The 14,362-nt window shown below is 29.5% G+C and carries 14 protein-coding genes; 13 read left to right on the top strand and 1 reads right to left on the bottom strand.

The genetic code is table 11. The features are described from left to right. Nucleotides 1-227: 227 nt before the first annotated feature. The gene (locus PUD86_00200; GenBank protein ID MDD6775706.1) at nt 228-1,820 is read left to right on the top strand and encodes a hypothetical protein; all 1,593 of its coding nucleotides are present in this window, start codon (nt 228-230) and stop codon (nt 1,818-1,820) included. 286 nt (nt 1,821-2,106) lie between these two features. On the opposite strand, the gene PUD86_00195 is transcribed toward PUD86_00200, so the two are convergent. Then, complete coding sequence (locus tag PUD86_00195) at nt 2,107-2,643, bottom strand: DNA-3-methyladenine glycosylase I (GenBank protein ID MDD6775705.1); 537 nt, start codon at nt 2,641-2,643, stop codon at nt 2,107-2,109. Between the two features lie 71 nt (nt 2,644-2,714). Here PUD86_00195 and PUD86_00190 point away from each other — a divergent pair, with 71 nt between their 5' ends. The 12 genes from PUD86_00190 (at nt 2,715) to PUD86_00135 (ending at nt 13,999) form a co-directional block, all read left to right on the top strand. Then, on the top strand, nt 2,715-4,475 hold the full coding sequence (locus PUD86_00190) for an FUSC family protein (GenBank protein ID MDD6775704.1): 1,761 nt from the start codon (nt 2,715-2,717) through the stop codon (nt 4,473-4,475). Between the two features lie 110 nt (nt 4,476-4,585). Then, on the top strand, nt 4,586-4,936 hold the full coding sequence (locus PUD86_00185; protein MDD6775703.1) for a nascent polypeptide-associated complex protein: 351 nt from the start codon (nt 4,586-4,588) through the stop codon (nt 4,934-4,936). A gap of 5 nt (nt 4,937-4,941) precedes the next feature. After that, nucleotides 4,942-5,685: a metallophosphoesterase family protein gene (locus PUD86_00180; protein MDD6775702.1), complete on the top strand. Its 744-nt coding sequence runs from the start codon at nt 4,942-4,944 to the stop codon at nt 5,683-5,685. 65 nt (nt 5,686-5,750) lie between these two features. Further along, complete coding sequence (locus PUD86_00175) at nt 5,751-6,776, top strand: Zc3h12a-like ribonuclease (protein MDD6775701.1); 1,026 nt, start codon at nt 5,751-5,753, stop codon at nt 6,774-6,776. After that, nucleotides 6,769-7,971 carry a hypothetical protein gene (locus tag PUD86_00170; GenBank protein MDD6775700.1) on the top strand — a complete coding sequence of 401 codons (1,203 nt, stop codon included), beginning with the start codon at nt 6,769-6,771 and terminating at the stop codon, nt 7,969-7,971. Before PUD86_00175 ends, PUD86_00170 begins: the two co-directional genes overlap by 8 nt. 21 nt (nt 7,972-7,992) lie before the next feature. After that, nucleotides 7,993-8,376, top strand: coding sequence for a hypothetical protein (locus tag PUD86_00165; GenBank protein MDD6775699.1), 384 nt, complete (start codon nt 7,993-7,995; stop codon nt 8,374-8,376). Between the two features lie 18 nt (nt 8,377-8,394). Further along, nucleotides 8,395-9,618 carry a bifunctional ornithine acetyltransferase/N-acetylglutamate synthase gene (gene argJ, locus PUD86_00160; GenBank protein MDD6775698.1) on the top strand — a complete coding sequence of 408 codons (1,224 nt, stop codon included), beginning with the start codon at nt 8,395-8,397 and terminating at the stop codon, nt 9,616-9,618. Between the two features lie 305 nt (nt 9,619-9,923). Beyond that, nucleotides 9,924-10,514 (top strand): methyltransferase domain-containing protein, encoded by a 591-nt coding sequence (locus PUD86_00155; protein ID MDD6775697.1) that lies wholly within the window; start codon nt 9,924-9,926, stop codon nt 10,512-10,514. 470 nt (nt 10,515-10,984) lie between these two features. Beyond that, the gene (gene modA, locus PUD86_00150; protein ID MDD6775696.1) at nt 10,985-11,791 is read left to right on the top strand and encodes a molybdate ABC transporter substrate-binding protein; all 807 of its coding nucleotides are present in this window, start codon (nt 10,985-10,987) and stop codon (nt 11,789-11,791) included. A gap of 61 nt (nt 11,792-11,852) precedes the next feature. Beyond that, nucleotides 11,853-12,524, top strand: coding sequence for a molybdate ABC transporter permease subunit (modB, locus tag PUD86_00145; protein MDD6775695.1), 672 nt, complete (start codon nt 11,853-11,855; stop codon nt 12,522-12,524). 40 nt (nt 12,525-12,564) lie between these two features. Continuing rightward, entirely contained in the window at nt 12,565-13,602 is a 1,038-nt protein-coding gene (locus PUD86_00140; GenBank protein ID MDD6775694.1) for an ATP-binding cassette domain-containing protein, read from the top strand. Between the two features lie 190 nt (nt 13,603-13,792). Beyond that, on the top strand, nt 13,793-13,999 hold the full coding sequence (locus PUD86_00135; protein ID MDD6775693.1) for a TOBE domain-containing protein: 207 nt from the start codon (nt 13,793-13,795) through the stop codon (nt 13,997-13,999). Nucleotides 14,000-14,362 lie beyond the last annotated feature (363 nt).

Here is a 14,362-nt window from a genome sequence, read left to right as displayed (position 1 = left end):
TCTTTTAATTACTTTAATTTAGTTTAATATTACTTAAAATTAGATATAATAAGTTTTAAATAAGTTAAATTATATATAATTATATAAGAATTATTTATAGTATTGTAACATGAATTTTTATATGTTAAATTTAATTTTTATTGGATTTTATTTAGTTTTGTGAAAATTTTTATTTAAAATTAAAACCTATGAATAATTCTTTAAATAATCTTACTCTTGGATTTTATATGTCAATTATAGAATTGAAAGAGTATAATGATGGTAGTATGATAAAAAAACTTAAAGAAGAGGAGGATTGTCCTAAAATGTTGTTAACGATTTGTAATTTTGCATTCACTAATATGATTCAAAGTTTAATGGCTCAATTGGATGCTGAATTTGTATCTAAACCTGGACGTCCTGCTTATCCTCGAACACTACTTTTAATAGTGGTTTTATATTGTTTTAGCATTGATATTACCAATTATACTAAAATGGAAGAAGAATGTAGGAAAAATAAATTTCTTTTAATCGTTACATGTGGATTAAAGCCAACACGCAATACATTCGCTAATTTTTTAAATAATAGTGATGCAGAAATAATTAAAAAAGTTTTTGTAAGTACATTGGTCTTATTAAATGATTTACACTTCTTAGATTTTGTTAAATTATTTGTTGATGGAACCGATGCTCTTGTCAGAGGATCACGGTACTACAAAATTAGTGTAAAAGAGTTAGATGCATTAATACAAGTACATGAATGGGGTTTATTACATAATAATACGTCATCATCCATTAATCGCACAATAAATGGATTAAAAGAAAAATTGGAAATTTTTGAAAATGATAAAGAAATGTGTAAAACAATTAATTTGGCCTTAAAAAGAGTTAAAATTTACAATTACAATGTGTATTCTAAAAAGGATATTTATTTGAAAGTTATGGTTGAAAGGGATGTTGATAGTGTTTCTATTACATTTCCTGAGGCTTGTTGGATGAAAACGAAAAGAGGAATCTTTGATTTTGCATTCAATTTGCAAGAATTGATGACTGAAAATCATATAATATTGGCTGGAATATTATTAGCAGAACCTAATGACCAAAAAACAATCAAATACGTTTTAAAAAATCTTTATAAAACTATTGAACTTTTCATAAAGATGCAACGTGAATTTGGACAAAGATGGAACACTCGTGAAATAAGAAAAAGAATGCGCGAACATATTTTAATTGCAGATTCTGGTTATTTCACTACAGAAAACCTCTATTACTTATTCATTCATAAAATAAATGCATTAATCATGCCTAAAAAGATTGCAGAAGAACATAACAATAAATTAAGGCGTGAAAACGAGCATGAAGAAAAAAGAAAAGATTCAAATAGAAAAGGATTTGAAAGGGTTAAAAATGGTTATACCTGTCCTATTGGTCGTTTTATGAGACATCTGGACCCTATAGAAATTAATCATCGCAAACCACATGAGGATGATAATCTTCCAGACATTTGCAAAAAGAAACGACATATTTTTAAAACATATTCTTGCAAAGGATGTCCTCGAAGTGAAAACTGCATAAAAATAATAGAAGATAGAATTTCAGACCTGATTTTTGATATGACCAATAAATTCTTGGATAAACGACATAATATTCATTATAAATCTCGTTTTTCAAGAAGTGAAGGCATTAATGGTTTCTTGAAAGGTGATGATGGCATTCTGAAATTAATCGGAACTACAAAAAATGCAGTTGACAACGAAATCCAACTAAGAAATACCATTTACAACCTTACAAGACAAGTTAATCTAACTGACACAGCATATTTAACATTAAAACACTACTAAAAATGTTAAATGTTTATCATTAAGATAGACAGTACGCCGTATCTGAAACAAACAATTTATACTTAAACTTATGTTTTTTAAGAAAATTGCTGTTCAAATCTATTTTTGAAATTTTAATTTAATAAAAATTTGCTTTTTCTGATTGGAAAAACAGCAAAAATCAATCATAGAAAAAACTGATAAAAACATTTAAATTTAAAAACAAACGAAAATTAATATAGAAAATAACAAAATGGGGAAAAATATTAAAAAACTAAATTATTGACAAACCTCTTATAAAAATAACTTAAAACTTAAAGCAGTCTTCTTGATGATTGTCAATAATTCCAATTGATTCAAGATATGAATAGATGATTGTTGGGCCAACAAAGCTCATCCCACGTTTTTTCAAATCTTTGGAAATTGTCTTTGAAAGTTCAGATTCAGTTTTAAATTCAGCCTTAATAATTTTGCTATCTGTAAAGCCCCAAATGTATTTATCAAAACTGCCAAATTCATTTTGAATTTCCATAAACACTTTAGCATTTTTTATTGCAGCATTGATTTTTAACTCGTGTCTGATGATTCCTTTGTTGTTTTGCAATTCATTAATCTTATCTTCACCATATTGGGAGATTTTCACATAATCAAAATCATCAAATGCCTTTCTAAAATTCTCTCTTTTTTTAAGAATTGTAATCCAGGAAAGCCCTGCCTGAAAAGACTCTAAAACAAGCATTTCAAATAATTCATGGTCATCATGAGTTGGAACGCCCCATTCTTCATCATGGTATTTTATATAAATTTCATCATCGCTTACCCAACTACATCTCTTTTTTGTCATAGAAATTATTATTAAAAACTTTGTTTAAATATATTATTGCAAAAAATCCACTTTTTATAAAAGGTTAACAAATGAAAAAGGCTTTAAAATTTAGATTATTATTGATTTTCACCATGGTTTTAATCATGGTTTTTTATATTAAAGTATTTGGAAAGGCAAATCTGATAATTGGTTTAATGGTGTTTATTGCAGCATTGCTGAATTTAGGAAATGATTTGTCATATAAACCAAAAGCATCATTTGTTAAACTGCTGGTTTTGTTACTAATTTTAGGGATAGGAGCATATATTAATAGTCCAATTACTTCTTTTGGATGTGTTTTAACTTTCTTTATAGTTTTTGCAACTACATTTTCATCCTATCATTTATTTGGAACTCATGTCTACCGGCCGTTTTTAGTGATATATACAATTATGGTTGCTAGACCCGTAGGTCCTGAAGATTTACCAATGAGATTAATGTCTTTAGCATTTGGAGCAGTATTTATTGTTGGGTTTAATCTGGTGCTAAATGGGAAAAAATATTCAAATTTTAATAAATACACTGTATCTTCATTAATTGATGAGATTATCGGTGCTGTTGAGTTGAAATTGGATGGGAAAGAAGTGGCAATTGAAAATTTCAATGTTGCTGATGGATTTTATAGAAGTGCATTTTCAAAATTTGAGCATAAGTTTTTCCCAACTCAAAAAAATGAATCTTATTTGAATATTATAAAATCTCTTCAGTTTATCGGGTGGGTTATATCTAAATGTGATTTATCATTAAATGAATTAAACTATATTAAAATTGTTTTAAACGATTTTAAAGAATCTAAAACATTTGATATTGAAAACATTCCTGTTGAACATGAGGAAATGAATCTTGTTGTTTTAAACTTAAAAGTCATAAAAAATGAGCTTGAAAATTCACATGATAAAACATCAGATAATATTCCTGATATGAAAGCAGTTATTGGTATTGTAAAACCATTGGTTAAAAGGCAGTTTTCGTTTAAATCAGCTAAATTTACTTTTGCTTTTAAAATGGCTTTAGTTTTAACTTTATGTGAAATTATAACTGTTTTATTTAATTTTCCATATGCAACATGGCTTTATTTTGCAGCAATTTCAATAATGCTTCCTCATATTGATGATGTATTGCATAGTGTTAAAAGCCGTGTTATCGGAACATTTGTAGGTAGTTTTGCATTTTTAATAATTTTGATTGCTCTTCCGTTTATTCCAATATCTACAAAATCATATGTTGGTGTTGCACTTCTTATAGGGACTGTAGGTATACTTTTATCAATTAAAAATCGGCCTGTAAGATTTTTCTTTATGACTGTAATGTCTCTATCAGCATCATTACTTTGTATTGCACCGCCTAAAGCTATTGAATTAAAAATATTATGGGTTTTTACAGCTATTTTGGTTGTAAATATAATTAACTATGGATTTTTACCATTTTCAATTGAAAAAGAAACTAAAAATAATCTAAAATCATCCTATAAATTGAATAAACAGTTTGTTGAAATGATCAAATCAAAATGTGAAGGCAAATCTTCATTTAATAAAACATCTCTTATTGTTATAAGCAATATGATTCGTGAAAATATTCAACTAACAAGTGAAAATGAAGAATTATACTATTTACAGTCTAAAATAATCAATATTTCCTACACTATTTTAAATTACATGGAAATTTATGAATTATCTGATGAAATGAAAGATGAAATGATTAAAATAATCGATGGTGGGGAATTTAAAGACAATAACAGTCCACTTCTTTATTCACTAAATCATGTTGTGGAATTATTGGATTATGAAAAAGAATTGATAAATAATCTCTAAATATTTTTTTATTAAAATTCAATTTAACTCTAATTTTATTATCATTTAAGCAAGTTTTAATAATAATTAATAATATAATTATAAACAGTTAATCTTATGAGGATTTTATTATGATACCTGGTATGAATAAAAAACAAATGAAACAGATGGAAAGACAAATGAAAAAAATGGGTATGAAAATGGAAGACCTTGACGGTGTTCGTGAAGTTATTATCCGTTTTGATGAAAAAGAGTTGATTATTGATAATCCTAGTGTAAGTTTAATGAATGTAATGGGTCAGGAAACTTACCAAATTGATGGTAAAGCTCGTGAAGTAGAACTTGAATATGAAATTGAAATTCCTGAAGAAGATATTGAAATGGTAGCTAACAGTGCAGGTGTTTCTAAAGATGATGCAAAAGCAGCACTTGAAGAATGTAAAGGAGACCTTGCAGAAGCTATCATGAAGTTAAATCAATAGATAAAATGACTGTTATTGTACATATTTCAGATTTACATATTGGCGATTCTGAATTTAATGAAGAAGTTTTTATGCGGGCAGTAAGTGAAATAAATTATTTGCAGCCTGATATGATTATTTTAACTGGAGATATAACTAGTAATGGTTATTATGCTGAATATAAACAGGCTACCAAATATTTGGAGATGTTTGAAGCACCGTTATTTGCAGTTCCGGGAAACCATGATGCACGTAATTTAGGTTACCAAACTTTTGAAGAAGTAATAGGTGAGCGTAGCTGGAAATTAACAATGGATGATGATTTAACTGTTATGGGAATAGACAGCAGTTCTCCAGATGAAAATAAAGGCCATATTGGCAATCCTCAACATTTGTGGTTAGAACATCAATTAGATGAATGTGCTATTAATGAAAATTTCGCTATTGTAGCTCTTCACCATCATGTGATTCCTATTCCTCAAACAGGACGTGAACGTAATGTTTTATCCGATGCAGGGGATGTTTTAAAAACATTAACAACTCATGATGTTGATTTGGTATTATCTGGACACAAACATGTTCCAAATATCTGGAAAATAAATAATACAATAGTTGTTAATGCAGGTTCTCTTTGTTCAAAAAAACTTAGAGGTAAAATTAGCAATTCTTATATGGTGTATAACATTACAGAAGAAGAAATAGAGATTTTTCTCAATAATCTTGGCGGAGAAAAATTTTTATTTGGAAAATATGCGAGAAATAAGTTATAAAGTAAATTTAAATAATAGAACATAAAATATATTATAGGAATTATTTATTGATTATAGGTGAGATTATGAAAGTGGTTGTAGATGCTTCTAATGTGGCTTTTAGTGTTAAAAATAAAAATGGACAACCTCAAATGTCTAATATTCTTGCAGCTGTTAAGGCATTAGAAGAAGGTGAGGATGAGTTTGTAATTATTGCCGATGCATCACTTCGTCATGATATTGATGATAAAGAAACATTTCTCAAGTTATTGGAAAGTGAAAACGTAGAGGAAGTTCCTGCGGGTAATGATGCTGATCACTTTATTTTAGAAATTGCTGTACGTGAAAAAGCAAAAATATTGTCCAATGATAAATTCAGAGATTATGCTGCTGAGTTTACTAATATTTCATCTATGAGAATTCCATTCATTATTGAAAATGGCAGACTTGTGTTTGGAAAACCTAAGAAAGCTAAAAAGGATAAAAACATTCTCCAGCACATCTGTGATGAAATTATTAAGGAATTAAAGTTTAAAAAATGGGAAGTTTACACAGGAAAAGAAGGATTGGAAATTTCCCCGTTAAATATTGCTAAACAAGCTATTATTCGTATTGATAATGCAAATAACACAGAATCAAAGCTTGAAAATATATTTTCCAAAATTCCAATGTTCAATAAAATTGTAGAAATGGTTGATGATGTGGAAATCGCAGCACCTTATGTGATTTTTGTATTAGTACATCCTAGAGACTATAAGATTGCTGTTAAAAATGCAGGAAACATTTCTGTTACTGTTGCAGACAGATTAGGTCTTGAGAAAAAACCATTAATTGCAGTTAGAAACGATTTATTCACTAAACCAGGTAATTTTGAATTAAATATTTTATTAGCAGATGAAGTAACTGAACATGCTCCATACAACGTTGCAATACGTGTATGTGAACGTGATGAAATATTTATCAAAAAGAATTCCAGAAACATTGCAAGTACTATTGCTGGAAGACTTGGATCTTGGAAATTCCCATTTGTTTCTGTAAAACCAGATATGCTTTTAGAAAAACCAGGAGACTTTGAAATAGAACTTGAGAAGGGAGGAGGTTTCGATGGTTAATCCGTTAACTAAATCTCTTATTAAATTAACTACTAATTTAACTCCTATTTCTGTTGGAACTAAATTTTTTCCAACCAATTCTCTTGAAACAGAATATGTAGAGTTATTCAATTATACTCAAACTATTCTTTTTGAATTGGATAAAGCAGAAATCACTTCAGATTCTATTTTGGAGAACTTAATTCGTGATGTTGGTGGTGAAAATCTACCAAAAGACTATAATTTCTACGAATTAAAGCCTGCAGAAAACAGGATTGAAGAATATGCTCTTGTAAGTAACATTATTATGGGTAATGACCGTTACTTCTACATTGAGCTTCAAAATCCATCTAACTTAATCAATGTATTTGTTAAAATCATTGAAAATGAAAAAGGAGAAGTTGTTGAAAAAACAGAAACAGAATTAGTTGCTAAAATGCTAAGTAAAAATGATGCAATTCGTGTAGCTATTGAATTAATTGGTATAGGATTATCTGAAGGAATTCAGGTAATTTCTGCTGTTGGAATGACTGGAGCAGCATCAATCGAAAGAGCAATTCATTATACTCAGCATGTTGGAAGTTTTCCAGGTATTGCATTTACTAAATTAGGTGGAGAATATGCTTTAGTTTTTGATTCACCATTTTTACTTCGTGAATCAAAGCCTCTTAACTTAGATAATTATTTATTCATTGATTTAATTGATTCTACTAAATTCATTGATAAAAACGGTCGTAATCAACTTGTTGACTTGATGACTGGTATTAAAAATTTCATCGAAACTGAATGTGACGGTGAACTTGAAGGATATCGTGAAGGGGGAGATGACTTTATTGCAAGATTCCCTTCTAAAGATTTAGCTATACGTGCTGGTCTTGATGCAGCATGGTTTGCACTTGATAACGGTGCAAAGATAAGGGCTGGTGTTGGTAGAAGTAGAAGAGAAGCAGGTGAAAGAGCACAGCTTGTAGATAGTTTAAAAACTACCTCTCCTTTGTCTTTAGTTGTATTTGAATTGGCAAATGGATTATATGCATATAATATTCCTTCAGAATTTACTAGAACTTTAATTAATTTAATTGAAAATGAAAAAGCAAAATTAATTGGTATTTTTGCTTTCGTGTTTATATTTGCATATGTGATGTCAGTTTTAGGATTAGGAATTTTTAGTTTTGTGGGAGTCATAATCGCTTTAGTTTATGCTTTCATATCTTAATAAATAAAAAAGTGAAAGAATATGAGAAGAAAAAAAGATGATAAAAGGGTTTTGTTTTCTCCACAAAATAATCGTAGGCGTTCTTCCAATAACCGGAGAATAAGTTTTCCTCAACGCCAACAAAATAATAGAAGAAGACAACCTAAACCAAGAAAATGGAGTAATGGTGCAGTATTTGTCATTATTCTAGCTTTAATTGCTTTTGTTGTTGGTGCAGGAGCAGGTATTTCTTTGGCTTTTGATCTTAATGAGGATAATGGTCCTACTTGGCATAATGTGACTAAGGAGATGACTACAAACTTAACTGATGATAATGTTACTTATGATAAAGAAGTAGATGGTATTGACTATAATGATAATCAAACAGTATCTGAGCTAAATCTGACTGTTGAACCATCTTATTAATTATTTTTTGTGATTTATATGGATTTTATTAAAGAATTAGATGGTGGATTTTCAGTAATTGAAAATTTGGAAGTCTCAGGTGCACGTGAAGGCAAGTTTGGTGTTGCAATTATTCACTCACCAAACAGTACTGCTTCTGCCGTGTTTACTTCCAATAAAGTAGTTGCTGCGCCAGTTAAATATACTAAAAAAATGCTTAAAAAAGGAATTGTTTCTGCTGTTTTTGTAAATAGTGGTAATGCAAATTGCTTTACAGGCCAACAGGGACTTGATGACTGTGAAACTTTAGTTGAATTGGTTGCTAATGACTTAAAATTACCTAAAGATGAAATTGCTATTTCTTCAACAGGTGTTATCGGTCGTGAAATGCCAATTGATACTATTTCCAAAGTTGCTTACGAATCTCTTTCTAAATTAGGAAGTGATGCTGAGCATTCACTTGCAGCTGCAAAAGCTATTATGACAACTGATACATTCCCAAAAGAATGTGCAATTGAAGTTACTTTAACAACTGGAGAAACTGTTAAAATTGCAGGTATTACAAAAGGAAGTGGAATGATTGCTCCAAATATGGGAACTATGTTGTCATTTATTGTAACTGATGCAGTAATTCCTGCAGATGAAATCAACAAAGCATTAAAGAAATCTGCTGATATCAGTTTTAACATGATTGTTGTTGATGGTGATGAAAGTACCAACGATACATGTCTTATGATGGCAAACGGATCATCTGGTGTTGAAGTTGTTAGGGATGGAAAATTAGATTCCAATTTCCAGGAAGCTTTAGACTATATTTGTATAGATTTAGCTAAAAAAATGGCTCGTGATGGTGAAGGTGCTACAAAATTCATCGAAGCTAATGTTTGCGGTGCAAAAGATGAAAATGATGCTAAATTAGCTGCAAAATCAATTGTATCTTCAAGTTTATTTAAATCTGCAGTGTTTGGAGGAGATCCAAACTGGGGTAGAATTGTATCTGCAATAGGATACTCTGGTTGTGATTTAAATCCAGATATAGTAACAATAGCTATTGCAAATAGTGATGATGAAGTAGATTTAGTTAAAGATGGCACTATCTTAGCATTTGAAGACACTCCAAACCTTGAAAGAGCTGAAAAAGTAATGCAGTCAAAATATGTTTCAGTTAATATTGATATGCATTTAGGTGATGGGCAGGCAACTGCTTGGGGTTGTGATTTGACATATGATTATGTAAAAATCAATGCTGAATACACCACATAAAGAAAAGTTTTAAATATATTAAAAACAAATATTTTTATGTTATAGATATAATTCTAATATTTTTATTATTGATTTTGAAGGAGGGGAAAATATGGCTAAAGTTAAAGGAACTAACAGAAGAACCAGACAAAAAAGACATTACACTAAACCTGGTAGTAAAAGAGGAAGAGGAGTTAAACAAACTTGGAAAAAATAATCCTCTTATAACTTTTTTTATTTTAACTATTTTTTTTAATGTTGTGAAAACATCATCATATTGATAATTATTAAATACTATTTTTTAGAAAGTATAATATGGTGATTATATGAATGGACATAGGGCTCATGGATTTTCAAGTGTACACTTCTTGGATTCTGATGAGATTATTTCTGAATTGAATCTTAAAGGTAATGAGACTTTTATGGACGCAGGATGTGGTGACGGCCACATAGCAATAAAAGTAGTTGAAGAATATCTTCCTGATGGAACTGTTTATGCAGTAGATGTATATGATGCATCTATTGAAGATATGGAAGCATATAAAGCAGAAAATAATGTTGAAAATCTTATTAACATTGAAGCTGATATTACAAAAGGAATTCCTGGTGTTGATGATGAATCTATTGATGTTGTTTTAATGGTTAACGTATTCCACGGATTTAGAGCATCAAGAACAATGGATGAAGCTATTGATGAATTTGCAAGAATCATCAAACAAGATGGTAAAATTGCAATTATGGACTATAAAGCTTGGGATGTTCCAAAAGGACCTCCAACAGCATTTAGAAGTTCTCCAGAGGAATTGGAAGAAGTCTTTGCTAAACACGGTTTAAAAATGACTCACTTAAATGAAGAGATTGGTGAAGATATTCCACAAGGTAAATCTCACTATTTCATTGTATTTCAAAAAGAATAGTTAATTCTAATGGGATTTTTACCCATTTCTTATTTTTTTATAATGTGTAATTAGATAATTGTCGCTAAATACATTATATAAGTGTTATTTTGTACTATTTGGAATTATTGTACTTTTTTTCATTGGATTAATGCTTTAATTGAACTATTTTTAGATATTTACTTTATCATGACAAATATTTTATTTAAATTTATACATAATTTGCAAAACGATATGAAAATATTTATATATCATTTTTTACTTAATTATAATTACTAATATTGATAATTGTAATTTAAGATTGGTGGTTGTGTATTAAATATGCTTCAAATTTATTTTGGAAAATTATTTTTACATATAACAGTTGGTTGATTTTTTTAATTCATTGTTCATAGTGGATAATTAAGGATTTTATTCTTATTATCTTCATTAGTCTTAAGTTAATTGTTGTCTTTTAGTAATTTGTATTAATTAATTCAAGGAGAATAATTATGGAATCTAGAAATAAAATAATCATTGCTGTAGTCGCAGTAATCGTAATTATTGCTGCTGGATTATATGCTACTGGTTCATTAGGAAACACTGCTTCTAGTGATTTAAATGGACAAGATGTTCAATTAGCAGCTGCAGCTAGTTTAAAAAATGTTTATGATGAAAAATTAATCCCAATGTTTGAAGAAAAATATCCTGGAGTAACTGTAACTCCTACCTACGCTTCTAGTGGGGATTTACAAAAACAAATTGAAAATGGTTTAAAAGCAGATGTATTCATGTCTGCAGGTAATAAACAAATGGATGCTTTAATCAATGAAAGTTTAGTTGACAACGCTTCCAATGTTAAATTTTTAGAAAACAAACTTGTTTTAATTGTACCTGCTGATTCTAATGCTAATATGACTTCATTTGAAGACTTGAAAAACGTAAAAGGTAATATTGCAATCGGTGATCCTGAATCTGTACCTGCTGGTCAATATGCTAATGAATCATTACACAACCTTGGTATCTGGGATGCTGTTGAACCTAAATTATCTTTAGCTACTGATGTAACTGCTGTATTAAATCAAGTTGCTCAAAAATCCGCTGAATGTGGTCTTGTATATGCTACTGATGCTCAATCCAGTAAAGATGTAAAAGTAGTATGTGAAGCTCCTGAAGGTTCTTTAAAAACTATTGTTTATCCTGTAGCTCCACTCAAAGATGCTGAACACGCAGATGCTGCAGCTAAATTTATGGAGTTCTTACAAACCCCTGAAGCTCAAAGTGTATTTGAAGACTACGGATTTACTATTCATAAATAAATTTTCTTAAATTTATTTATCTAAATATTTAATAAAGTTAAAGGAGATATATATTGACATGATGGATTGGGGTCCCGTTTTTATTTCAATGAAAACCGCAAGTTTATCAATTTTAATAACCTTCTTTTTAGGTTTGATTGTTGCTTGGGGTATTATAAAAATTAAAAATGATTCAATAAAAGTAGTACTTGATGGTCTTTTCACATTACCTCTTGTATTGCCACCTACTGTTGTAGGATTTTTCTTATTGTATCTTTTTGGTGTAAGGGGTCCTATTGGGAAGTTTTTTATAGACTTTTTCACTGTGAAAATAGCTTTTTCATGGTCTGCAACAGTTATTGCCGCAGTGGTCATGTCTTTTCCTTTAATGTATCGTTCTGCTCGTGGAGCATTTGAACAGGTTGATTCTAACTTGTTGGATGCTGGTCGTACATTAGGTATGTCTGAGTGGAAAATTTTTTGGAAAGTTTTATTTGCAAATGCTTTACCTGGTATTATTAGTGGTGGAATTCTTGCTTATGCTCGTGGTTTAGGTGAGTTTGGTGCTACAGCTATGATTGCAGGTAATATTGCAGGACAGACCAGAACTCTCCCAATGGCAGTTTATTCTGAAGTAGCTGCAGGTAATATGGGAGATGCATTTAATTATGTAATAGTCATTATTATCATATCCTTTATAGCTATTTTTATTATGGATTATATTTCCATACGTAAGGAAAAACAATGGAAATAATGATTAATTAAATATTTTTTTATTATTTGGTGGTTTAATTATGAGTGATAAATTGTTGAAAGTGGACATCCAAAAGGAACTTAAGGAATTCAATTTAGAAATGGATTTTGAATTAAAACAAGGCTGTTTAGGTATTTTAGGTCCTTCTGGTTGTGGTAAAAGTATGACTTTAAAATCAATTGCAGGTATTGTTGATCCTGATTCTGGTTTTATAAGTTTAAATACTGGTGAAGAGACAGTTTATTATGATTCTAATAAAAAAACCAATTTAAAACCTCAAAAAAGAAATGTAGGTTACTTATTTCAAAATTATGCTTTATTCCCAAACATGACTGTTGAAGAAAATGTTGCAGTTGGATTAGGTGAAAATCAGGATAAAAAAATTGTTTCTGAAATGATTGAACGTTTTCATCTTCAGGGTTTGGAAAAAAGGTATCCTAGGCAATTATCTGGTGGTCAACAACAAAGAGTTGCTCTAGCTCGTATTTTAGCTTATGGTCCTGATGTTATTTTGTTAGATGAGCCGTTTAGTGCAATGGATACTGTGTTAAAAGAAAGATTACGTATTGAACTTATTAAGTTATTGGATTACTATAATGGATTATCTATTTTAGTTACTCATGACCGTGATGAGGCATTCCAGTTTTGTGATGAAATTATTGTAATGGACCAAGGTAAAATCATTGCAAAAGGTCCTACTCATGATGTTTTCGAAAATCCTGGCAAAGTTCAGGTTGCTTTGCTTACTGGTTGTAAAAATATCTCAAAAATTGAAGTTATAGATGATTATCATCTCAAAGCACTAGAATGGGGAGTAACATTTGAAGTATCTGAGAAAATTACTTCCAATATTTCTCATATTGGTATAAGAGCACACGATTTTACTCCCGCTGAGAAAGAGGATATTAATGTGTTAGATACTACTGATGCAGCTATATTGGAAATGCCTTTTGAATGGCAGGTAACTTTATCTAACGGTTTATGGTGGAAACTTGATAAATTGATTTATGACCATGAATTAAATCTTCCAGAGTACATAAAAGTTGATCCTAAAAACATTATTCTTTTGGAAGAATAATTTATTATTTTTTTTAATTATTTACGATATGAAGCAAATCTAGTAATCGATAAAAAAATTAGTTTTTTTCCTAAAAAACGAAAAGTTTATATACAATTCGATGACAATATAGTATTGTCGGCATGATACGATATGCAAGAGTAACTTCGTATTTACTGTCGTTATAAAATATTTGAAGGAGATTATTATTATGCAATTAAGTGCTAGAAATCAATTAACTGGAAAAGTAACTGGAGTAGACCTTGGTGCTGTAATGGCTAACATTAAAATCGAAGTAACTGAACCTAACAATATCACTGCTGTTATTACTAAAGAATCTGCAGAGAAATTAGGTTTATCTGAAGGTGACGATGTTACTGCTATTATCAAATCTACCGAAGTTTTAATTGGTAAATAGATTTAATACTTTCCCAATATTCTAATTAGATTGTGGGATTATTCCTGCAATCTTATCAATTTTGCTATTTTTGTATTTTTCAGTCCTAAACTTTTGTATTATTTTTTTTAGATTATTTTTTTCAATTTTATGATTATTTTCTTTTTTTACTAAAAAATTTAGGCATACGTAAACTTTATATATTTTAGTAAGTATACATTATAGTAGATTATATTAGAATATATTGGAGGTTTAATTTTTTTTGAATTTTAGTAAGTTTTTGGCATTGTTAGTTGTTTGTGCTGTTTTTTTAAGTGCGAATGTTGTTTTTGCTAGTGATGTTAGTGATTTTAATGCTACTGATGCAGGTATTAATGATCATAT

The sequence above is a fragment of the Methanobacteriaceae archaeon genome, from assembly GCA_029219465.1.
Lineage (GTDB): Archaea > Methanobacteriota > Methanobacteria > Methanobacteriales > Methanobacteriaceae > Methanocatella.
The sequence above is the reverse complement of the archived record's forward strand: the minus strand, read 5'-3'. Positions and strand labels throughout refer to the sequence as shown.